General features: G+C 47.2%; 21 protein-coding genes. 13 read left to right on the forward strand and 8 right to left on the reverse strand.

All coding sequences use genetic code 11. The annotated features are described in order from the left end of the window. Positions 1-3 precede the first annotated feature (3 nt). A complete protein-coding gene (locus QCB45_RS02775; protein ID WP_279419015.1) occupies positions 4-1,734 on the reverse strand; it encodes an ATP-binding protein in 1,731 nt (576 codons plus the stop codon). Continuing rightward, the gene (locus tag QCB45_RS02780; protein WP_279419016.1) at positions 1,727-5,194 is read right to left on the reverse strand and encodes a response regulator; all 3,468 of its coding nucleotides are present in this window, start codon (positions 5,192-5,194) and stop codon (positions 1,727-1,729) included. Before QCB45_RS02780 ends, QCB45_RS02775 begins: the two co-directional genes overlap by 8 nt. A 266-nt stretch (positions 5,195-5,460) precedes the next feature. Between QCB45_RS02780 and QCB45_RS02785 the strand changes: the two genes are divergently transcribed. The 9 genes from QCB45_RS02785 to QCB45_RS02825 all read left to right on the forward strand — a co-directional run bounded on the left by QCB45_RS02785 (position 5,461) and on the right by QCB45_RS02825 (position 15,065). Beyond that, on the forward strand, positions 5,461-6,234 hold the full coding sequence (locus QCB45_RS02785; RefSeq protein WP_279419017.1) for an SDR family NAD(P)-dependent oxidoreductase: 774 nt from the start codon (positions 5,461-5,463) through the stop codon (positions 6,232-6,234). Positions 6,235-6,347: 113 nt separating this feature from the next. Then, entirely contained in the window at positions 6,348-7,232 is an 885-nt protein-coding gene (locus tag QCB45_RS02790; protein WP_279419018.1) for a hypothetical protein, read from the forward strand. After that, positions 7,233-9,245 carry an EAL domain-containing protein gene (locus QCB45_RS02795; RefSeq protein ID WP_279419021.1) on the forward strand — a complete coding sequence of 671 codons (2,013 nt, stop codon included), beginning with the start codon at positions 7,233-7,235 and terminating at the stop codon, positions 9,243-9,245. It begins immediately after the preceding gene. A gap of 97 nt (positions 9,246-9,342) precedes the next feature. After that, entirely contained in the window at positions 9,343-11,058 is a 1,716-nt protein-coding gene (locus QCB45_RS02800; RefSeq protein ID WP_279419023.1) for a proline--tRNA ligase, read from the forward strand. A gap of 182 nt (positions 11,059-11,240) precedes the next feature. Beyond that, a complete protein-coding gene (locus QCB45_RS02805) occupies positions 11,241-11,636 on the forward strand; it encodes a hypothetical protein (protein WP_279419025.1) in 396 nt (131 codons plus the stop codon). A gap of 168 nt (positions 11,637-11,804) precedes the next feature. Next, complete coding sequence (locus QCB45_RS02810) at positions 11,805-12,617, forward strand: class III extradiol ring-cleavage dioxygenase (RefSeq protein WP_279419027.1); 813 nt, start codon at positions 11,805-11,807, stop codon at positions 12,615-12,617. 95 nt (positions 12,618-12,712) lie between these two features. Next, positions 12,713-13,726, forward strand: a complete 1,014-nt coding sequence (locus tag QCB45_RS02815) for an NAD(P)-dependent alcohol dehydrogenase (protein ID WP_279419028.1) — start codon at positions 12,713-12,715, stop codon at positions 13,724-13,726. Next, positions 13,723-14,703 carry an NAD(P)-dependent alcohol dehydrogenase gene (locus QCB45_RS02820; RefSeq protein WP_279419030.1) on the forward strand — a complete coding sequence of 327 codons (981 nt, stop codon included), beginning with the start codon at positions 13,723-13,725 and terminating at the stop codon, positions 14,701-14,703. Before QCB45_RS02815 ends, QCB45_RS02820 begins: the two co-directional genes overlap by 4 nt. 80 nt (positions 14,704-14,783) lie before the next feature. Beyond that, the gene (locus QCB45_RS02825) at positions 14,784-15,065 is read left to right on the forward strand and encodes a hypothetical protein (protein WP_279419032.1); all 282 of its coding nucleotides are present in this window, start codon (positions 14,784-14,786) and stop codon (positions 15,063-15,065) included. Here the strand turns inward: QCB45_RS02825 and QCB45_RS02830 are convergent. The 3 genes from QCB45_RS02830 to QCB45_RS02840 are packed head-to-tail and all read right to left on the reverse strand — an operon-like array spanning position 15,062 to position 17,642. Then, positions 15,062-15,460, reverse strand: a complete 399-nt coding sequence (locus tag QCB45_RS02830) for a DUF2784 domain-containing protein (protein ID WP_279419034.1) — start codon at positions 15,458-15,460, stop codon at positions 15,062-15,064. The two genes, QCB45_RS02825 and QCB45_RS02830, sit on opposite strands and share 4 nt — an antisense overlap. Before the next feature lie 29 nt (positions 15,461-15,489). Continuing rightward, the gene (locus QCB45_RS02835) at positions 15,490-16,239 is read right to left on the reverse strand and encodes a slipin family protein (protein WP_279419035.1); all 750 of its coding nucleotides are present in this window, start codon (positions 16,237-16,239) and stop codon (positions 15,490-15,492) included. After that, the gene (locus QCB45_RS02840) at positions 16,236-17,642 is read right to left on the reverse strand and encodes a nodulation protein NfeD (RefSeq protein ID WP_279419037.1); all 1,407 of its coding nucleotides are present in this window, start codon (positions 17,640-17,642) and stop codon (positions 16,236-16,238) included. Before QCB45_RS02840 ends, QCB45_RS02835 begins: the two co-directional genes overlap by 4 nt. Before the next feature lie 268 nt (positions 17,643-17,910). Here QCB45_RS02840 and ald point away from each other — a divergent pair, with 268 nt between their 5' ends. Further along, positions 17,911-19,032 (forward strand): alanine dehydrogenase, encoded by a 1,122-nt coding sequence (gene ald / locus QCB45_RS02845; protein ID WP_279419040.1) that lies wholly within the window; start codon positions 17,911-17,913, stop codon positions 19,030-19,032. Between the two features lie 55 nt (positions 19,033-19,087). On the opposite strand, the gene QCB45_RS02850 is transcribed toward ald, so the two are convergent. Beyond that, the gene (locus tag QCB45_RS02850) at positions 19,088-19,342 is read right to left on the reverse strand and encodes a hypothetical protein (RefSeq protein WP_279419042.1); all 255 of its coding nucleotides are present in this window, start codon (positions 19,340-19,342) and stop codon (positions 19,088-19,090) included. Between the two features lie 233 nt (positions 19,343-19,575). Here QCB45_RS02850 and QCB45_RS02855 point away from each other — a divergent pair, with 233 nt between their 5' ends. Further along, positions 19,576-20,892: an NAD(P)/FAD-dependent oxidoreductase gene (locus tag QCB45_RS02855; RefSeq protein WP_279419044.1), complete on the forward strand. Its 1,317-nt coding sequence runs from the start codon at positions 19,576-19,578 to the stop codon at positions 20,890-20,892. A 69-nt stretch (positions 20,893-20,961) separates the two neighbouring features. On the opposite strand, the gene QCB45_RS02860 is transcribed toward QCB45_RS02855, so the two are convergent. Next, entirely contained in the window at positions 20,962-21,525 is a 564-nt protein-coding gene (locus QCB45_RS02860; RefSeq protein ID WP_279419045.1) for a hypothetical protein, read from the reverse strand. Between the two features lie 341 nt (positions 21,526-21,866). Between QCB45_RS02860 and QCB45_RS02865 the strand changes: the two genes are divergently transcribed. Both QCB45_RS02865 and QCB45_RS02870 read left to right on the forward strand, forming a co-directional pair. Continuing rightward, on the forward strand, positions 21,867-22,172 hold the full coding sequence (locus QCB45_RS02865) for a peptidylprolyl isomerase (protein ID WP_279419046.1): 306 nt from the start codon (positions 21,867-21,869) through the stop codon (positions 22,170-22,172). Positions 22,173-22,315: 143 nt separating this feature from the next. Continuing rightward, positions 22,316-22,627 carry a DUF6172 family protein gene (locus QCB45_RS02870; protein ID WP_279419047.1) on the forward strand — a complete coding sequence of 104 codons (312 nt, stop codon included), beginning with the start codon at positions 22,316-22,318 and terminating at the stop codon, positions 22,625-22,627. 63 nt (positions 22,628-22,690) lie between these two features. Here QCB45_RS02870 and QCB45_RS02875 read toward each other — a convergent pair whose 3' ends face one another. Then, positions 22,691-23,578 carry a DUF808 domain-containing protein gene (locus QCB45_RS02875; RefSeq protein ID WP_279419050.1) on the reverse strand — a complete coding sequence of 296 codons (888 nt, stop codon included), beginning with the start codon at positions 23,576-23,578 and terminating at the stop codon, positions 22,691-22,693. Positions 23,579-23,606 lie beyond the last annotated feature (28 nt).

Here is a 23,606-nt window from a genome sequence, read left to right on the forward strand (position 1 = left end):
GTTCTATCCCTTTGATTTCTCGTATTCTTCGTAGATCAGTTCATTAAATTCAATTAGAGTTTCAAGCGCTTTTTCAAACTCATATTTCTTGATCTGGTCATTCAAAGTCCGCAATGCTTCCGCTTGGGAGTTCATCCCATCCAGAGCCATCAATTTCTTGGTGTGCTGTAGTGCGTCTAAGTCATGCTCTTCCAGTAAAACTTTCAGTTCCTTGAAAAGCCTGTCATAGCCCAAACGGTCAAAATCAGCTGTAATCAATGCAGCTTGGGTAGCCTCTATATTCAAATCGGCAGATTGATCATCTAGTTCGGTTCCTGCCGATAAAAGCCTAGAACGAACCGGCGACTCTTCTTTTTTCAGAGGCAGGCTCAAACAAAAAGTACTGCCCGCTCCGTACACACTTTCAACCCAAAGTTTACCTTGCATTAATTCAACCAAACGCTTTGACGTCGCTAGCCCTAAACCGATACCGCCAAACTTTCGTGTCATGGAGCTATCAACCTGACTAAACGGCAGAAACAATAGCTTCTGCTGGTCTGGCGTTAAACCGATTCCACTGTCCTTAACCAGAAACAACAATTCGGTTCGCCCTTCTGCATCAGGATTTTCTTCGCTCGTTTTAACAAAGAACTCAATCGTGCCACCGGCTGCCGTAAATTTAATGGCATTATCCAAAAGGCTCAATAAAACCCGTTTGATCTTGTCATAATCCCCTATCACTAGGTCTGGTGCCCTATCATCGATAAACTGTTCCCAAGCCAGGTTTTTATGCTTCATCCGAAGAAAAACATACTCATTGATTTCATCAATCAAACGGTTCAGACGAATCGGCCTAAGATCCAATTCCATTCGGTTTGCTTCCAGATCCGAAAAGTCGATCAACTCGTTAAACACTTTAAGCAACTCATGGGAAGCACCCTGCACTTTTTCAATATATTCTCTCTGGCTGCTATCCAAATCCGTATCCAATGCCAATTGCGACATGGCCTTGATTGAATTCAATGGTGTCCGCACCTCATGAGTCATGCAGGCGAGAAAGTTTGACTTCGCTTTCGATGCCATTTCCGCTTCCTCTTTAGCTTGTTCCAACTCCTTCGTCCGCTCAACGACCATCGCTTCCATAAGGCTTGTGGTACCCAAAAGATGTTGTTCTCTCTGGTTTCGGATCTTTTCATGCCAAGCCATCACGCCCAGAATCAACGAAAAATTGATTAGAACGGTATAAAAATCCACCGATGACAGGAAAAAGCTTCCGGGAAAAACCGCCTCAATCAAAACAAAGGCCGACAATAGAAATACGGCCCAGATAAACCCTTCATCACGCCCCCTGAAAAAGAACGCCAGAATCATCGTAACCTGAAGCCATAAAATACGCGCGTCACTTTCGGGAACACTGTGCATGACTAACAAGGCAACAAGGGTAGCCATCGTCAGGATCGTTCTTGAGGCAAAGGTGTAATAAGCTTTGTCCCTATAAAGCAGGTAATAACAAACCGAAATGACGATGATAAAAGCAAATTCCGTTACAGCCATCGTCAGATAGCCTTGGAAATAGCGTATCGTCGACATGACAATGAGCATGCACACCGCTAAAAACGAAACCAACACCAGCGTCTTCATCCGGTGTTGCAACATTTCCTCGTCTTCGCTAAAGTCATGGCCCGCAACCAGGAATCGTCGAAAAAAGCTCGGGAGTCCCTCACTACGATCTTTGAACGTTTCAAATTCACGCATCGTCATCCCCTCTTTCCGCTAATTCGACTTCCAACTTTGCCATCGTTTCGATCGCTGCATCAAAATCATAACTTTCAATATGCTGAATCAGCTGAACGATATCTGCATGACCCGCATCCAAACCACTTTGCTGTTGCAACTGTTTGACGAATTCAATCGCTTTCGCATCGTCATCTTCAAGCAGTGATTTCAACTGAACCAGCGTCTTCTGAAGAGCTTTCCAATCAACTGCATACTCACCAATCTTCTTTTCTGTCTTAAAGCAGTCCAAAGCCGAAAGCGCTTCCAACAAAGGATTTAAACGATCCATTACATCCGTCAATAAAGCGTCCAATAACGTCTTGTCCACATCCTCATGACAGTTACGTTCCAACTTATCGGCCCGATCCTGTAATTCAGTCGCGCCAATGCTACTGGCCACGCCTTTCAAGGTATGAGCCAAACGCAAAGCCATCTGCCAGTCTCCGGATTCGGCTGCTTGTTTAAATTGGTTCTCAAACTCTCCCTGATTCTTCCCAAACCTCGACAACAATTTGAAATAAAGCGATTTATTATCGTTGGTCGTCACCAAGCCTTTCGCCTTGTTCACCCCAGGTAGATCCAATGTGGCGAAATCCTTTTCCAAGCACTGGTGATCCACTTGACGTTTACTTTTTTCAGTTTCTTCTAAAGCTGCAACATCCAATTTGTCTTCCGAATAATCCGGCGATTCAATCCATCGGGCCATGGTATTGAACATTTCAGCAGGCCTGATCGGCTTGGCGATATAGTCGTTCATGCCCGCATCAATCGCTTTTTGTCTGTCATCCAACATCGCATTAGCGGTTAATGCAATGATCGGCAGGTTCTTCAACCCCAACTCACTTCGGATATTTCTTGCAGCCTCGTAACCATCCATAACTGGCATCTGGCAATCCATTAAAACGCCGTCAAAATCCTGAGTCTCAATCAGGTTCAACGCTTCCAAACCGTTGCTTGCCGCCGTAACGATGATGCCCTGACTGTTCAACAGTTCCTCAGCAAGTTTCTGGTTGATTTCATTATCGTCCACCAGAAGAATGTGTGTTCCTCTCAGCCGTCTGGCTGCAGCCTCGGCAGTCACATTCTGAGTTTCCTGATTGGCCTTCAGCTCGGATTGGAATATTTCAGTGACCGCATCATGAAGGTTGGAATACGTCAGCGGCTTATCCAAAATCGATTCAATGCCCAGTGCTTGCGCATTGATACTCTCCTTCAATTCATGTGGGGCAATCATGAGTATCGGAGGTTGTGGCGTAATTTCATCCTCATTGCGAATCGCATCAACCGTTTCGACCCCACTCATTCCCTGAAGCTGGTCATCAATCACAATCAATTCAAACGGCTCGGAAATAACCGCCTCTTTCAAACGTTCTATGGCTTCAGTACCGCTGCCTACCACTTCAACCCCAAAACCGAAGCTTTTCAACATCTTGGTCACAACACTACAGGAAATTTCCTTATCATCGACAACCAACACCTTGTAGCCCTCAAGCACGGATTCATTGCCGATAATCTGGATAGGTCGTTGTTTAGGTTGCTTTTCCAGGCATACCGTAAACTGAAAATCACTGCCTTTCCCTCTTTCACTTTCAACCCAGACCTCGCCGCCCATCATTTCGACCAACTCTTTACTGATAGCCAACCCCAAACCGGTACCACCATATTCACGAGACGTCGAAGCATCCGCTTGGGAGAACGGTTGAAACAGCTGCTTTTGCGCTTCTTGTGACATCCCAACACCGGTATCTTTAACGGAGAAGTGCAGTACCGTACAACCCTCTTTATCCTCATCGATCGAGATATGCAGACTGACCTCGCCGCCGGGATTGGTGAACTTAATCGCATTGCCAACCAAATTCAGTAAAACCTGCCCCAGTCTCAATGGATCACCTACGAATTCGGTAGGCATGTCGGCATCCATCCAGTAGAACAATTCAACATTCTTTCTTTGCGCCGACAAGGCTACTACGTCAATCACATCTTCCACCACTTTCCACAAAGAGAGCGGCGTATGTTCAATGCTTAGTTGGCGAGATTCAATTTTCGAGAAATCCAAAATATCGTTGATGATTCTCAACAACATCTCCGCCGATTGATTCGCTTTATAAACATAATTTCGCGCCTTGGAAGGCATCTCAGACTGCAACGCCAAGTGAGACATACCGATAATCGCATTCATCGGCGTACGGATCTCATGACTCATATTGGCCAGAAACTCGGATTTCAGTCTAGTCGCCGCTTCCGCCGCTTCTTTGGCTTCGACCATAATCCGTTCGGCCTCTTTCATTTCGGTAATGTCTTGAATCAAACCGATAAAAACCCGATGATCCTTAAACCGGACTTCACTGACTCGAATGGCAACGGGGATTTCGGCACCGTCTTTTCGCACCAGTGTTTGTTCCAAGGTATAACCGAACACATTTGATTGCTGTTTATTGGCGTTTCTTAAATAATTTTTGATAAAACTATCTTTTCCGTTATCGGACGTTTCAGGAACGATAATGCTGATATTGTTACCAATCATTTCGTTCCTGCCGTACCCGGTCATTTTTTCAGATGCTCGGTTAAAGCTCTCGACAATCCCTCTTTCATCAACCGTAATCAGACCATCAACCGTGCTATCCAAAATCTTAGCCAGAAACGCTTCCGACTCTTTCAGGGAATCTTTGGTTTCACGAATACGTTTATTCAAAAACAGGAATACAAAAATATTGGTAAAAACAAATATCAGAATGATTACTTTCAGCCAGTTATCAACGATAACAAATCGACTCTCTAAAGCACGCACTTGATTTAATGTACGCTTTTCCAAACTGTTCATGAATTCGTCAATCGGCTGCATAATGGCCTGTTTTTCCAACAAATACGCATTGGAGTGCAGCAACTTAATCGCAAAATCCTGATCGGGCTTTCCATGAACCGTATAATTTCCCTGACTGTCCTGATACACCCCAATCATGGCGTTAAACGCTTTGGTTTCCATGCCGACTAAAACATTAGACTTGTCTTCCGCTTCTTGAAGTTTTGCATATTCGACTTTTGTGAATGGCAGTGACGCCATCAGTGACCGTAAAGACTGAGATTGACCATCTGGATGAATACGGCTTCTTAAAGGCTCCAGGTAATTCCAGTAGACTTGATCATAACCTTCGGGTCTAGCAGACAGGCCATTACGGATATCCAAAATTCTCTGATAATTCTCTTTATAGGTTTTGTCGCCGGTCACCACATACAGTCGCGCGAAACGCGTCAACTCATCGGAACTTGATTTCAATGAGACCGCGGCTTTGTGCATTTCATAGCGGTCTGATTGCGCCTCACTTAACTTGGTTTTTAAATTGGTGTTATGCTGCTGCAACACGACAATGACAATCATCAATACAATTTCAACCACAGCAATAACAAAAAACAGATCCCTGATTTTTATGGATTGGTTCATCCCAAACTTAACTCTTAGTAACTTTTATTTTATTGTGGGTATTGTACGCATATCCTTACAAGTTGTCGTGAAAAAGATGAAAGTTTTTCTTATGCAATACGCTATTTTATCCATACTAAAACATGGGTTATTAGTTACCTTTTTGATTTTGTTATTTTTTTCATTTTCAACAGGCCTGCCGGTTTTTTAAAAGCCATTTTTGGTTTTCATTACTCACAGGCTTTTTTAAAATAGGTTAACTTCAATACAACAATAAGAATCTTTACATGAACTATCAGGTCGCCATGATTACCGGCGCTTCTTCCGGCATAGGAAAAGCCATTGCCGAAACACTCGCCGAACAAGGAATAAAACTCATTCTTCTAGCCCGCAGAAAAGAACGTCTGGAACAACTGAAAAACCAACTGAAAACGGAATGCCATGTAATTGCTTGCGACATCAATGACCACAAAACACTGGCAAAAGAACTGGCAGAGCTGCCCGAACCTTTCGCAAACATCGACGTCCTGATCAATAACGCCGGACTCGCTCTTGGACTCAATCCAGCACACGAGAGCGACTGGGATGATTGGCAGACCATGATAGAGACCAACTGCCTTTCCCTTGCCTACCTGACCCGACAACTCTTGCCGGCCATGGTAGAACGCAATCATGGACACATCATCAACATCGGCTCGATTGCCGGAACTTACCACTACAAAGGCGCCAACGTCTACGGTGCAACCAAAGCCTTTGTCGAACAGTTCTCGGTCAATCTACGAAGCGACCTGCTAGGAACAGCCGTCCGGGTAACCAATGTCGAACCCGGTTTGCTCAATGAAAGTGAATTTTCTCTGGTGCGATTTAAAGGGGATGAAAGCAAGGCCGACCGGGTCTATCAGGGGTTACAACCTTTAAAATCATCAGATGTTGCCGAATCGGTACGCTGGATTCTGGCTCAGCCGGCGCACGTCAACATCAACCGCATCGAATTGATGCCCGTGGAACAAGCACCGGGAGGCCCAATCACTTCCGTCGTGCGTTCCGATACGAAGAATTAAACAAAAATACGTATAAAAATACCCTTTCAACTTAAAGCAAACGTAGTCTTCTCCATATTGGTTGTGATAAAGTTAATATCAACACATTTTGTGGTATTAAATGGTTGATGAGTATGAAAATGGTTAAGACGTTCTTTCTTTTTGCTGCAATGGCATTGTTAGGCTGCAGTAGCCAGGAGCAACCGTCACTCAAAATCGTCGCCAACTCATGGATAGGCTATTCACCTTTGTTTTACGCCAAGGCCAACGGCTGGCTGGAACCACTTAATATCAAGCTTTCTACCGTGGTTTCACTAGGTGAAAGCATGCACATCTACGAGTATTCCGGTCTCGACGCCTTTACAGGAACGCAATACGAATACCATCAAGTTCATCAGAAAAATCCCAATCTCATTCCCGTCATCATGTTCGACCGTTCGAATGGTGGGGACGTCGTCATGAGCAACCGTAGCGAGAAATCGTTGCGAGAGACCGCCGACCCCATCAATGTCTACCTGGAAATCAATTCCGTCAACCAACTTGTCTTCAAGGACTTCGTCAAACGCCACAAGTTGCAGGACAAAACCTTTAACTACATCAATGGGGATCAACTTAAAATCGTCTCCGAGTTAAAGAACAACCTCGATCCGGGTCCTTCTATCGTCGTCACCTATGTTCCCTACAACCACAGTCTGGAAAAAAGCGGATTCACAACTCTCGCTTCCACTCGTGACGGCCTCGACCTGTTGGTTCTTGACGCACTCTATACGACCAAAGACACTTTCAAACTGCATAACGAACAGTTCAAGCAGCTGAAATCACTGATCGACCGAGCCATTTACGATCTGGAGAATCATCCCAAACAATTTTACGAGCGCGTCAAACCTTACCTTGAAAACAATACCTATGACGAATTCCTTTCGAGTCTGGAAGATATTGTATGGCTCAACAACGAGTTAGATCCCAAACTGGTCGAACGACTGGATGAGGCCCTGTTCCCAACGAGGGATCTCCTGTAGATGCTGTCCATTCATCACTTTGTCATCACGGCAATCGTCGCCATCATTACCCTGTTCTACTCGGTTTTCTTCTACCATTTCCTGAAAGATCAGCAACAGAAAACCGATTTGATCATGGAAAGCATTCGTCATGACACCTCCGAAACGGCCTATATCATTTCGACGGAGATGCAGGGAATCGAATCGATTCGCTCATTCAAATCTCTCTTGAATAGAAAGGTGGCCAGCAGCCCACTGATTACCAATATGGTGGTTTCCTTAGGCAACAAAATACTCATCAAAACCGACGCGGCCATCACGACAATCCCACCCGGAAAACGTACACTTTCGACCCTGAATAACATTCCAACCAGCAAGCTGCTCGAACAGCGTGTTTTTGAGTCCGACATCGACTTTTTCATGCAGGACAAACCCGCTAAACTGCGCCTGTTCACCTATGTAGATCACAAATACATCAGTAACTACTTTTCCCAGAACCAGATGAACTACCTGCTGTTTTTCGGCCTGTTCCCCATGCTAGGGCTGGGCCTGTTATGGCTTATTCTAAGAAACTACATCACCACCCCTTTGGAATCCCTAAGGCTCTTTGCCTACAGCCAGGAAAAACGCCCTAAACCATTCAAACTGAAAGAATTGGAATATGTCCGCAGCTCCATGGAAGAGACCTTTCAACGACTCGAACATGAGAAAAAAGAACTCTACCGTTTGGCAAGAACCGACAGCCTCAGCGGCTTGGCTAACCGTAGTCAACTTAATGAACGGCTCAGCTGGCTTATTTCGGAAGCGTCACGCGAAAATTCGGAATTCGCGATCGTCTTCATCGACCTGGATAACTTCAAGGTCGTCAACGACTCTTTGGGTCATGACATCGGCGACGAACTTCTCAAGAATGTTGCCGACCTGATCCATCATGTACTCCGGGAATACGACATCATCGCCCGAGTCGGAGGCGATGAATTCGTCATCGTCTTAAGCCATTACAAAACCAATTTCGAATTGACTCATATCATCCAGCGAATTATTGACCGTATCAGTGAACTGCACATCATCGAATCGCATCCGATCCGCGTATCGGCCAGTATCGGCGTCGCTTTCTACCCTCAAGACGGAACCGACATCACCGGCCTGATGAAAAGTGCGGACATCGCCATGTACGAAGCCAAGAAGCTTGGCAAAAACCAATTTAAATTCTTCACCAAAGCGCTGCACCAACAAGTCCTTAAAGAAATCGAGCTTGAACACAGTATGCGCAAGGCGATTAAAAACAACGAATTCGAACTGTTTTATCAACCTAAAATGAGTACCGATGGCCACCAAGTCGTTGGTGCCGAAGCCTTGATACGCTGGATTCATCCGCAAAAAGGCATCATTCCGCCGAACGACTTCATCCCGGCTGCCGAAAAGAATGGCCTGATGGTCGAACTCGGCGAATGGATTCTACAAACCGTGGTACAGCAGCAAATCGAATGGAAAACCTCAGGGCTGGCCGATATCCAACTCTCGGTCAACCTGTCCGTAGTGCAGTTTTTGGACGACCACTTCGACGATAAGTTCGAAAGAATCATCATTCAATCCGGAATCGATCCTCAAAAACTCGACATCGAAATGACCGAATCGGTGTTTCTGGAAAACTCCCTGAAAAATCTGAGTTCGCTCAATAATATCCGAGATCTTGGGGTTTCCATTTCACTGGACGACTTTGGTACAGGGTATTCCTCTCTGGCCTACTTGAAAGCCCTACCGATTGACACCCTTAAGATCGACAAATCTTTCATGGATGACTTTAACAACGAAACGGGTTCCATCTTCATCGAAACCATCGTCAAACTCGCCCACACGCTCAAACTGCACGTGGTCGCCGAAGGCATCGAAACCCAGGATCAAATCAACTATCTGGTTAAAATCGGCTGCAATACTTATCAGGGTTATTACTGTTCTCCACCGCTTCCAGTTGATCAGTTCGAGGCCTTTTTGCGTCTGACCGACTACGGCTGCGGAGAAGATCGCGAATAGAATGCCTTAATTCGCCAACAATCTCCGCGCCGCCGCCTTCGCTCATGTTAAAATACGCGCAAATTTATTCTTTCAGTTTTTAAGGTAATACTTTGCAATGAAAACCTCCAACCTACTGCTTTCCACTACTCGTGAAACCCCATCCGATGCCGTCGTCATCAGTCATCAGTTGATGATTCGTGCCGGAATCATCCGCTCTTTAGCCGGAGGCCTGTACAACTGGCTGCCGCTTGGCGTACGCGTACTGAGAAAAGTTGAGGCCATCATCCGCGAAGAAATGGACCGCTCCGGCGCTCAGGAACTGTTGATGCCGGTGGTTCAGCCGCTTGAATTATGGGAAGAGTCCGGCCGTGCAGAAGACTACGGCCCGGAACTACTGCGCTTCAAAGACCGTCACCAGCGTGACTTCGCACTGGGCCCGACGCATGAAGAGATCATTACCGATCTGGTACGCCGTGAAATCCGTAGCTACAAGCAACTGCCGGCCAACTTCTATCAGATCCAGACCAAATTCCGTGACGAAATCCGTCCACGCTTCGGTGTGATGCGTTCACGTGAATTCATCATGAAAGACGCCTACTCTTTCCATATGGATCGTGACAGTCTTCAGGAAACCTACGACGAGATGTACGATGCCTATAACCGCATCTTCACCCGTCTTGGTTTGGATTTCCGTCCTGTACAAGCCGACACAGGTTCCATCGGTGGTGAAGGTTCACATGAGTTTCACGTACTGGCCGATTCGGGTGAAGACGACATCGCCTTCTCGACCGGTTCCGACTACGCGGCTAACGTTGAACTTGCGGAAGCCTTGGCACCGCGCGGCGAACGCCCTGCGCCTTCGGCGGAACTGACCAAAGTCGAAACCCCGAACAAACACTCTATCGAAGAAGTCTGCGACTTCCTACAGCTGAAAAAGAAAGTCGTCGCCAAAACCATCCTGGTCAAAGGCGCGACCGAAGAAGCTCCGGTTGTTGCTCTGGTTGTCAGAGGCGATCACGAACTAAACGAAATCAAAGCAATGAAACTGGACTTGGTTGCCGAACCATTCGAGATGGCAAGTGACGAAGAAATCAAAGCCGCCGCCGGTTGTTCGGCAGGTTCTATCGGTCCTGTTGGTTTGGAGATTCCGGTTATCGTTGACCGCACAGCGGCCAACATGGCAGATTTCGTCTGTGGTGCCAACGAAGACGGTTACCACTTCACCGGAGCCAACTGGGATCGTGATGCCAAAGCGACTTTGGTTGCAGACATCCGTAACGTCGTCAAAGGCGACCCAAGCCCATGCGGCAACGGTAAGATCGAAATCCGTCGCGGTATCGAAGTCGGCCACATCTTCCAGTTGGGTAACAAATACTCAAAAGCGTTGAACGCCAGCGTTCAGAATGAGAGCAGTCGTTCCCAGATTCTGGAAATGGGTTGTTACGGTATCGGTGTGACACGTGTTGTTGCCGCTGCCATCGAACAGAACTACGACGACAAAGGCATTATCTGGCCGGAAAGCATTGCGCCGTTCCAGGTTTGTATCGTACCGATGCAGATGCACAAATCGCCTCGAGTGGCGGAAGTCGCCGAACAGCTTTACAAAGAGTTGACGGCAAAAGGTGTTGAAGTGCTATTGGACGACCGCGCGGAACGTCCGGGCGTCATGTTCTCCGACATGGACTTGATCGGTATCCCGCACCGAATCGTCATCGGCGAGCGCGGCTTGGACAACGGCATGTTGGAATACAAAAACCGTCGCGACGAAAAATCGCAAGACATCGCTCAGGAAGGGTTCATCGACTTCTTGATGGAAAAACTGGGCAAGTAGTTTCAACTTAACCAGAACTTAAAAAAGCGGCCTTGATGCCGCTTTTTTTATGCCCAATCAAAACTGAACAGGCCTGTTCGGTTTCTAATAAGCCCCCTCAAGTCCCAAAAAACCCCATTGACATCAATAAGATAACTAACATACGATACGTATTAACAATGTAGCGTTCGAGGATACCCTAAGTGCCAAGAAGAATGACTCAAACAAAAAGTAAAACCCATCAGGCCATGAAGAATTCTTCCTATGAGAGTATGGTCGTCAGTTGGCTGATGCAAGATGGTTGGCAGGTATTCATTCCCATTTTGGATCATGGACACAAAACAGACCTTCTCATTTCCGATGGTCCAAATTATTACCGAATACAAGTGAAGTCAGTAGAGGCCTCGGGAGACGATCACGTCGTTTTAAATCAGTGGGAAGGCAGCGATATCGACGTAGTCGTTTACTTTACGCGCAATTCTAACTGGGGCGTTATCGCCCCGGCCTTCCATGAAAAAAAACGTCCACTTAACCATAAAGAACATAGAAAGTTTCTACAAGATAGAAAAGAATTTCTTAAAGAGTTCCATCAACTTTAACAACCAAACAAGCCAGTCCAGTCCACGTTACAAAGATAATATTTTGTATTTTCATGCCGAGCTTCAATGTTCTCATTAAGGCAAAGATCAATTAATTATCCACGTACATTCAAGGGATTTGAAAGGTTTACACTGAATTCATGAAAAACCTTAACCAAGGAAGCGATCATGAACAGTACAATTTCTCCTCAAGCACCAACCGCATTATTTCTCTCACACGGTGGCGGGCCATTGCCTTTGCTTGGCGACATTGGCCACAAAGAATTGGTCGAGAACCTGAAAGCCATGGCCGGAATGATTGAAAAACCGTCCGCCATTATCGTGATCAGTGCCCACTGGGAAGCTAAAAAGCCAACCATCACCAGCGGCGCTCATCCTTCTTTGATCTACGATTACAGCGGTTTCCCTGCCGAATCCTACCAGATCGAATATCCCGCTCCGGGTAATCCTATGCTGGCGTCGGAAATCCATTCGTTGCTGAACAAACACGGATTGGGGGCAGAACTGGATGACCAGCGCGGCTTCGACCACGGCTTGTTCGTGCCTTTGAAAATCATGTATCCGGAAGCGGACATTCCTTGTATTCAGGTATCGTTGGTCAATACATTAGATCCAAAAGAGCACATTCGAATTGGTCAGGCGCTGTCGGAACTTCGTCATGAAAACCTGCTCATCATCGGTTCCGGTTTCTCATTCCACAACATGCGCGCTTTTTTCAGCCCGCCGAATGCAGAGGCTGAAAACATGAACGCATCGTTTGAAGCCTGGCTCATCGACACATGTTCCAATCCCGACATTGATGAAAAGGAACGCACCCAACGACTTGAAAACTGGGAACAGGCGCCTTTTGCTCGCTACTGTCAACCTAGGGAAGAACATCTGATGCCACTGCATGTCTGCTATGGCGTCGCCCAACGCGCCTGCTCCAACGTATTTGAACTTCGTGTCTTGGGTAAAAAATCGAGTGCCTATATCTGGTAAATCTCTTGGAATACAAGACCTTATATAACGGGTAATTGAAAATTTCGGACGATTAAGCGATACTGGCTTTCAATCAACCTTTGTTGAGGTGAGTCATGAAAGCGATTGTTTGGACAGCCTATGGAGCGCCGGACGTACTTCAAATGCAGGAAGTCGAAACGCCGGTGCCCAAAGAGAATGAAGTTCTCGTCAAAATCCTCGCCACTACCGTTGAAACCGGTGACTGCGAAATGCGCCGCTATCACATGCACAATCGCCTCCTATACATCATGAGACCGCTTTTCGGTCTGTTTAAGCCTCGAATCAAAATACTCGGTCAACAACTGGCCGGTGAAGTAGAAGCCGTCGGTCAGAAAGTAACGCGTTTCAAACCGGGCGACCCGGTGTTTGGAGTGCCAAATTTTAGTTTCGGGACCTATGCCGAATACAAATGCCTTAAAGAAACCGCCCCCCTATCGATTAAACCGGACAACCTGAGTTTTGAGGAGGCCTGTTGCGTTCCCGTCGGAGGAACCAATGCCCTGCACTTTCTCAAAATAGCCAACATCCAGCCTGGTGAATCCGTTCTGATTTACGGTTCGACTGGTACCATCGGCACCTATGCCGTACAGCTCGCCAAACATTTCGGTGCCGAAGTCACTGCGGTATGCAGTTCCATGAAAACCGATCTGGTCAAATCATTGGGCGCCGACCACGTCATCGACTACACGAAAGAAGATTTCACACAGGTAAACCGACATTACGACGTCATCTTCGACACCATCGGCAAAAGTCCGTTTTCATGGTGTCTGGACTCATTGAAACCGCATGGCCGATACCTTCTGGCTAATCCAACCGTTTCCGAACTAGCCAGAGGCATCTGGACAAACTTGATTGGAAACAAACGGATTCTGACTAAATTAGCCAAATATACACAGGACGACTTGGAGTATCTCAAAGCATTAATGGAAGACGGCAAGCTCCGAACCGTTATCGACCGGGTTTACCCGCTTGAAGAGATAGCCGAGGCACACCGTTACGTCGAACAGCGACACAAAACCGGCAATGTCGTCATCCGCATACAGGCAAATACACACGAGACAATCCCAACAGGACCAATGCAATCATGAAAGCGGTGATTTTGGAAAAGTATGGTTCCCCTGACAACCTAAAATTGAAGGAGGTAGAACGGCCAACTCCCAAAAACAACGAAGTACTGGTTAAGGTACATGCAACATCAATCAACGACTGGGATTGGGCGATATTAACAGCCACTCCGTTCGTAAACCGCTGGATGGCAGGTGTTTTCAAACCAACCAAGATTCCGATTCTCGGATGCGACATCGCCGGACGGGTTGAAGCGGTTGGTGATCACGTCAAACGCTTTCAGGTTGGTGATGAAGTATTTGGCGACCTGTCCGCAAGTGGCTGGGGTGGTTTTGCCGAATACCTATGCACCGATGAGAACGCCCTTTCCCTAAAACCAAAAGACATGCCGTTTGATGAAGCCGCCTGTCTGCCCCAAGCAGGCCTGCTGGCTTTGCAGGGACTGCTTCAGGGTAAAATAGATGAAGGCCAAAACAAGAAAGTTCTGATTAACGGCGCTTCAGGCGGTGCCGGCACAGTGGCGATTCAAATCGCTAAATCCTACGGTGCCGAAATCACGGCCGTTTGCAGCGAAGCGAAAATGGATCTGGTCAAGTCGCTCGGTGCAGACCACACTATCGACTACAAAAAGCAGAATTTCACCCAAGACTCCCAACGTTACGACCTGATTCTGGACGTGAAAGGGTTTCACTCTCTTTTCGACTACCGACGCGTTCTCAATCCAAAAGGTCATTACGTGATGCTTGGCGGAAGCAACCGTCTGGCTATGCAGTCGATTTTACTTGGCCCTTTGATTTCGCTATTCGGAAAGAAAAAGATGGGAATATTAATGCTGAAACCCAACTCAAAACTGGAGCTGTTGAAACTCTACTATGAAGCCAACAAAATGCGCCCCATCATCGACAAACGCTTTACTCTTGAGGAGACTTCCGAGGCCATGCGTTATTACGGCAATGGCCTCACCAGAGGCAAGGTCGTCGTTACAATTAACCACAAGTAATACAAGGAACATTTTCACTTTTTATCGGTTAGAATGAAACCGACGTAACATCACTACAAAATCAAGACGAGGTATTGAAGATGCGCACAAAACTGCTTGTATTATCACTGTTCACCCTACTAATGGCCGGATGTGCCAACAACCCGAACAGCTCCTTAGCATTGCAATGTGAAAACGGTTTAAAAACTGCTTATCAAGAACTGGATTATGCAAAAACCAATGGTTTCGACGGCACGGTTGAATACACCAAAGCAGCAGGCCTGTTGAGTGCGGCTAAAATCCAACAACAATTCGGGAAATACCCAAACTGCATCGACAAAGTGAATCGCGCCCGCGAGTTCATCAAAGCCTCGCAACGCTAATCGGTTCGTACCTTAGAAAGAGGGTTCGTCTGTCTTTTTCGGCGGACCCCAAACCAGATATACACCGCCACGTTTATTGCAATCACCGCAATGCCCATGGCAACCGCCATCTCTCGGGTAGCACCGTCGGGATAAACCAACGTTACTAAATAACGGTCAATAAATCCTCCGCTATAGACTTCACTCGAACCTGCGGCTTGCCGAAAACTGTTTTCCATCGGTGTTAACGGACAAGTCCAACCAATCAATGAAATCAACGCGCCCCACACGGCTGCGGGTACCTGCAACCAGAACATCCAAGGCCACCTGAATACCAGAAAACCGCCAAACAGCACGAACAGAATAAACACAAAGTGCAGCAATACAATGAAATCCGCCGCCAATTGATATAACACTCTTCCGCCCCTATCTGTCGGTCATCGAATCATTTCTCTTTTTTCAAAAGCGAATCGATCAATTCCATCGGCAACGGAAAAACGATCGTATTCGAACGTTCGTTGGCGATTTCCGTCAACGTCTGCAAATATCTCAACTGCAAGGCCTGAGGCTGCTTGGCAAGAATCTGCGCAGCTTCGAACAGTTTTTCAGACGCCTGCATCTCCCCTTCGGCATGGATGACCTTGGCGCGTCGGTTACGCTCCGCCTCGGCCTGCTTGGCAATCGCTCGTATCATGCTCTCGTTCAAATCAACGTGTTTGATTTCAACATTGCTGACCTTGATTCCCCAAGCGTCGGTCTGTTGATCAAGAACATTCTGGATATCCGCATTTAAGCGTTCACGCTCCGACAGCATTTCATCCAACTCATGCTGCCCCAACACAGATCTTAACGTGGTTTGCGCCAACTGACTGGTAGCCTCATAGAACTTCTCTACCTGGATGATGGCTTTATCGGGTTCGATCACGCGAAAATACACCACGGCATTCACATTCACCGAAACGTTATCCCTTGAGATGACATCCTGACTGGGAACATCCATCACGATGGTTCTTAAATCCACTCTTTCCATCTGCTGGATAACCGGAATGACAATGATGAAACCGGGACCTTTCACTTTCCAGAAACGTCCCAATAGAAAAATAACTCCACGCTCGTATTCGCGCAAAATCCGAATGGCACTGGCAAAAAACAACACTACTAGTGCGATGACGATATACATAGAATAAGCCGTCATGTTTTATCCTCCTCTGTTGAAACTTCTAATGGCTCTACAGTGAGAGTCAGGTTATCAATTTCTTTCACTTTGACCATTTGGTCTTTATGTAACGGCGTTTCGCTCACTGCCCGCCAATGTTCGCCGTGGATCACCACCGTTCCTTGTCGGTCAAAATCACCGACAACCCTCGCCTGCCCTCCAATCAGTTCTTCGATACCACTGACTACCGGACGGTGACGTGCTTTCAAAGCCAGACTGACCACGGTGAACAGGATTACGAAACTGGCAATGGCGAAGGTCAAGATAATGGAAATATCGATGCCGTAGCCCGGCGCATCGGTGTCGATGAGAATGATTGATCCCATCACGAACGCAATGACCCCGCCGATACCCAACATTCCGAAACTCGGCTCAAAGGCCTCGGCCACCATCAGCGCAACACCAAGGAAAATCAGCGCCATACCGGCATAATTGATCGGCAACAACTGGAAGGCATATAAGGCAAGGAACAACGAAATCGCACCGATGGTTCCCGGCAGAACCGCACCGGGATTGTAGAATTCCAGAATCAATCCATATACGCCGATCAGCATCAGGATATAGGCGATATTGGGATTGGTAATGACGCTCAAAAGACGGCTGCGCCAATCGGGATCGATTTGGATAACCGTCGCACCACGTGTTTTCAGTATTCGGGTCTCATCGTTTATCGTAACTTTACGACCGTCCAATTTCTGCAACAGGTCGTCCATGTTTTTGGCAACCAGATCAATCACATTCAATTTTAGAGCCTCATCGGCAGGCAAACTCGCCGCCTGTCTGACCGCCTGCTCCGCCCATTCCGCATTCCGGCCATGTAACTTTGCCAGTCCTCTAATGTAAGCGACAGCATCGTTGATCGCCTTGCTCTTGGAGGCATCCTGAACGTTCTGGGGCGCCGTGTCTTTATTGTCTCCCTCACCCGGCTTGTCTTTATCGATTTTGGTTGGATCCGGAGGGAAAACGCCGCCAATCTGAACAGGCGTCGCCGCACCCAGGTTGGTTCCCGGTGCCATTGCGGCGATATGACTGGCATAAAGGATATAGGTTCCTGCACTGGCTGCACGGGCACCAGTCGGCGCGACAAAGGTTGCGACCGGAATTTCGGAATTCGCGATATTTTTGATGATGCCGCGCATCGCCGAATCGAGTCCGCCCGGCGTATCCATTTGGATGACAACTAATTCCGCATCGGTTTTCTCCGCCCCTTTCAGAGCACGTTCGATATAGTCGTCCGTGGCGGGACCGATGGCGTCATTGATGGAAAGTTGCACAACCGTACCGGTTCCGGCCTGTGCGGAATGTGAAGAAATATCATAAAGCAGAAAAACCGTTGCCGTTAACAACAGCGGTAAAACAGACCATCGTGCGATTCGCTTCATAGCGGGCAACTCCTTAAGCAATCACTTAAGCGCATCCAACGGTGATGCGGACTCTGTTACTGACCTGACTAACCTCTACTTTACTCCTCTCTTTTGAAAATTTCTCAACAAAATCAATGGGAATTACATCCATAACAGTTTTATACCCATTGAAAACCACACTTCACACTACTAGAAATCAATCTACTGATTCCATTGAGGAATTAAGATACACTAAGTGCTGATAGACAACTTTTCGGCAACCGTTTTAATCAAAGAGGATTGAACGATGAAGGTAGGTGTTCCCAAGGAAATCAAAAACAACGAATTCCGAGTCGGCATGACGCCAGGCAATGTCCGTGAACTGATCAATCACGGCCATCAAGTCTTGGTTGAAACCGAAGCAGCGGCTGGAATTGGATTCAGCGACGACGACTACCTTCAGGTTGGCGCACAGATTGCCAACACCCCTGCCGAAATATTTGAAAAGTCGGATATGATCGTCAAGGTCAAGGAACCGCAACCGAATGAACGCGCTATATTGCGGGAAGGCCAGATTCTGTTCACCTACCTCCATCTTGCCCCCGACCGTGAACAAACCCAAGAGCTGATCAAAAGCAAAGCTGTCTGTATCGCTTATGAAACCGTCAAAGACCGTCACGGTGGTTTGCCACTATTGGCACCAATGTCCGAAGTCGCCGGACGCATGTCGATGCAGGTAGGCGCACATTTTTTACAGAAAATGTACGGCGGCCGCGGCGTTTTGCTGGCTGGCGTGACCGGTGTTGAAACCGCCAAAGTGGTGGTGATCGGCGGCGGAACCGTCGGACGCAATGCCGTACAGGTCGCGGTTGGCTTAGGGGCCGAAACAGTGGTACTCGACCGTAACCTCGATGCTTTGCGCACGATAGAGATGCAATTCGGCAACAGCGTCAAAACCATCTACTCCACAGCCGAATCACTTGAAAAACACGTGTTGGAAGCCGATGTGGTCGTCGGCGCCGTATTGGTTCCCGGCGCCAGCGCGCCCAAACTGGTGACCGTTGAACACATCAAGAAAATGAAAAACGGATCGGTCATCGTCGATGTAGCGATCGATCAAGGTGGCTGCATGGAAACCTCCCGTCCGACATCGCATGAAAACCCGACCTATATAGTCGACGGCGTAGTGCATTACTGCGTGACCAACATGCCGGGCGCCGTACCGACTACTTCCACCTTTGCGCTCAACAACGCCACCCTACCTTACATACTCGACCTAGCCAATAAAGGTTACAAACAAGCTTTACTGAAAGACGATTTGTTCCGTGAAGGTCTGAATATCTATAAAGGCCACGTCACTTGCCGTTCTGTTGCAGAAGCACTTGGTCTGGACTACCTAGATGCTAAAACCGCATTGCAAAACGAATAAACGGCTTCCGCATTTTCAACAGGCCTGCCGATAATGAAGATACGGTCCTTCAGCATTATCGATCAACCAGATAATCCATTAAAACCATGTAGTTGCGCTCCAACACTTTGATATTCTGCTTCGTCTTTTCCAGATCACAACCTTCGCATTCCAGTGCATCGTAATTTTCCTGCAAAATCCGTTTACAGGTCTGCAAGGTCACCCGCAGTTCATAAGGCGTCGGATTACCCGGAGAAGCCCAGTCCGACATCATCATCTCTACCTCTTTCGGCTTGAAGCTGGTGATATTTCCATCCGATTTTTCCGTCATCACTCTTGCTCCCCTTCGTAATTCCACATTTCAATTTAACCACTTGCCGGTCATACAGGGAAAATAGATTGTTTTAATCTTTTGCCATCTTAAAACAACCCGACATGAAAAAATTCATGAAAAATAAAAGAGTTAACTACCATATTAATTTCATTGGATTACAATGAAAAACTCTGGGTGATATGAAATCCACTTGAGCAACTCGACACCCCGTCTCACGGGAAGGAGTGATCATGATTCAACCCGAATGCACAAAATGTCCCGACATCCTCATTGTCGGTGGTGGCGCCGGCGGTCTCGAACTTGCCACACAGCTTGGCCACTCGCTAGGCAAAAAGCAGCTTGCCAGAATCACTCTTGTCGATCCGAACCGGGTTCATCTCTGGAAACCTCTGCTGCACGAAGTCGCATCCGGTTCTCTCGATACCGGACGCGAAGCACTTAGCTACCGTGCCCACTCGGCCGAAAATCACTACTATTTCCGCCTTGGAGCATTCAAAAGCCTCGACAAGTCTGCCCAAACCATCACTCTTGCACCATTCATCGACCATCACGGCAAACAACTTCTGGACGAACGCACCCTGCCATACGATTATCTGGTCATTGCCATCGGCGCAAAATGCAACGACTTCGGATTAGAAGGCGTACAGGAAAACTGCTTCACACTCGACACCTCACAAGATGCAGAGGATTTCCACCTCTCTTTCCTTAACCGTTTCCTGCAATATTCCGAAGAGAGCCAAAAAAACGATCAGGTTTGCATCACCATCGTCGGCGGCGGGGCAACCGGCGTCGAGCTGGCGGCCGAACTCTACAATGCGGTGGATCGTCTGGAACAGTTCGGCATCCACCGCATCCATCATCAAAGTTTGAATATAGCGTTGATTGAAGCAACCGATCGAATCCTTCCCTTCATGCCCGAAAACATCTCAGAAAAGGCACAACGCACCTTGACCGAACAAGGCGTGACAATTCACACCAACACCGTCGTCAAAGGCGTGACCGCTAACCGCCTGACGACCGAAGACGACACCTATGAAGCCGATCTGATCGTCTGGGCTGCCGGTGTCAAAGCACCGAAATTTCTCGCTGAACTCGATCTACCGACCAACCGTATCAATCAGATCGAAATCACACCCACCCTGCAAGTAAAGGGTGAAGAAAACATCTACGCCATCGGCGACTGTTCCGTACTATTGGATGAAGTGACCTCAAGACCCATGATACCTGCCACCGCACAAGCGGCACACCAAATGGCGGAAACCTGCGGCCGGAACATTGAAGCGCAAATCAATCGCACGCCTTTGGAAACCTTTCAGTTCCACGATCACGGGACATTGATTTCATTAAGTCGTTTTCAAACTCTTGGAAGCCTGCTGGACGAACTCTTTCATAAGAATTGGAAAGTCGAAGGAAAAGTCGCGCAATGGATTTACGCCAGTATGTATAGACAACACCAGTTGGCTATTCATGGCGCATGGAAAACCTTCTGGATCATGCTGACCGGATTTATCGAAAAACGAGTCAAACCGAAGTTGAAGCTCTACTGAAAAAAAACAAAAAAATGCTCCGAAGTCTAAAGAACATCGGAGCATCAACATTATAAATATCCAACCCGGTTAATCCCGTCGATCTTCCCGACGGTCCCGATCTTTATCTCGTTCTTTATCCCGATCCTTTTTATAGCGGTCATCGTCCCGATACTTTCTATCGTCATAATCATCATCACGATATCTTCTATCTTTCTCATAGCGCGGGTCATGACGCTGTTGATGTTTATCAAAGTGCTTGCGATTCTCATATCGATATTGCTCTTCGTAACGGTCACGATGTCTCTGCTGATAATGCGGAACATATTCACGGTTATACCAATCGTTATCTACAAAAAAGACGCGTCGGTCGCAGGCATTGTATTCCCTACAATGCATTCTCCAATGTTTGATATGCCCCGGTGGAACATGCAAATATAGCGGAGGCCGGCGGTACGGAGAACGATCAACAACAATCGGGTGATCGTAAATAAGCCGAGGTCGACGCGGATAATCGCCTAATTGAATCACCCCGTAAAAACCGGGCTGGCCTACCGAGATTGTAACGCCTACTTCGGCGGACGATGCCGGGGTATAGAAAGTAACCGCAGCGGTTGCAGCGGCCAAGGCAGCAGAAATCATGAATCGTTTCATGTTATGACCCTCATTGTCGTAGTCAAAAACCTTTCTTTGTGATTGAACCACTTGGTATAGAACCGTCGTCGCTTGCGTAATCCCTCGTCAGCGAATCGGGATTTAATTAACACACAACTAGTATTAATTAGTATTAATACACACTCAACAACACTTAGTAAAATAAAAAAGTCTCAACAACCTGATTCAGTCACTTAATAATTCATTGAATGACAATTCCTGCAGGCCTGCTCAAACCCTCAAACCTCGATTAGCCGATCATACTGATTTAATGCTTAAATTAGGCTAAAATCAAAATTCGTAAAAACCTCTAAAAATAATCAAAAAATAAAGAAGATACGATGTTGCATCCGGATTCACGCGCCAAAGCGCATCACATTTTGCTGGAAACCGAGCAGGCCTGTTTGGATTTAAAATCTCAGATTCACACCTTGGAAGAGTTTATGAAAATGGCGAAACAGCACTCGCTCTGCCCTTCCGCCAAAATTGGCGGGGATTTAGGTTTGACCAAACCCGGCGTAATTGTGACTGAACTCGAAAACGCCATTTTCGAAGAACCTTTGAACACCGTTGTCGGTCCAATCAAAACCGTTCACGGTTACCATCTATTGTGGATTAAAAAACGTCATTTTGGCGATCAGTCGTAACAAACAACCCAAGCAGGAAAGACGGATTTCAGAAGGTTCTCCATGTCACCAGTTCACGGAAAATCGATGCCATTTCACAAAATAACTTATAATTCTCTAATTACCTCCTCCACCGGCATTTGCCCACCCTATTCGAGATTCCAATGAAAAAAACGTTTAAGTTGACCCACGAAAAAATCGCCCCTGCCAGACTGGTTGAAGCCATCAAACACGAGGTCAAAAAATACATCAAAAGAGAACGCAACAAGCCGTTGCCGCAGGATGCGGATTTCTGGGATTTCGATTGCCGGTTCGGTGCCGATCAGGAAAACAGTGTTGTGATTCACGTCGCTGAAATCGACAAGGCAATCAGCCAAGCCGAAGCGGATAATCTGGAAAGCTTCTACCTGGAGATTGTAGCCAAACCAGGACATCGTCAAAAAAGAGTCGAAGCCATCGAAGAAGAATTGGAATAACCTGCGAGCAGTAAAAAAGCGGCAATAAAAGCCGATTTTTTATTCCCTCGTACTAAACCGCTTTCACGAAACCGTCTTTGCAAAGACCGCATGAAACATCTTCTCTACAGCTAGTGCAAGCGCTCCGATTACGGCTCCAATCAACAATTCGGCTAAGATTATCGGCATAAAATCGACTGCGTGGTGAACCACTTCCAAATTGTGTACAAAGATACCGCCACCGACCAGTAACATCGCCAGGGTTCCAACAACTGAAAGCAAACGAATGACTTTAGGCAGAGCCAGAATCAATCCTTTTCCGGTCTTTACGGTAATGGTGCGCTTCAGGCCTTTCAGGTTTTCGGCGGTCTCCAATAAATAAAGCCCCGCGTCGTCCATTCGCACCAACAGAGCGACGATTCCGTAGACTCCGACCGTTGCCAATAAAGCCACCACGGTCACCGCCACGATTTGAACCGGCAGGGTTTGTTCCGAGACGGCGCTCAACGCCAGAATGACGATTTCGATAGACAGAATGAAGTCCATTAAAATAGCGGATTTAATCTTGCTTTTTTCCTGCTCGAGAATCGCAGCTCGGCTCTCTTCTTTCTCGGCAACGGGTTTCTCCGCGTTTTTTTTATGAAACAGGTATTCATAGATTTTCTCCGCCCCTTCAAAACTCAGGTAAACGCCCCCCACCAATAATATCGGGACGATCAGCCAAGGCGCGAAAGCACTTAACAGAAAGGCGATCGGCAAAATAATCAGCTTATTCTTAAACGACCCCTTGGTGATGGCCCATAAAACCGGAAGTTCTCTCGAAGCTCTGAAGCAGGAAGCCCGTTCGGCTCCAACGGCAAGATCGTCTCCAAGCACGCCGGCGGTTTTCTTGGCCGCAACCTTGGTCATGGTCGCCGCGTCGTCGAATAAGGTTGCTATATCGTCCAATATGACAAAAATTCCGGAAGCCATTTCCAATCCTCGTTGATTACCGATTTGA

It is taken from the genome of Thiomicrorhabdus sp. ZW0627 (genome assembly GCF_029767005.1).
Classification (GTDB): Bacteria; Pseudomonadota; Gammaproteobacteria; order Thiomicrospirales; family Thiomicrospiraceae; genus Thiomicrorhabdus.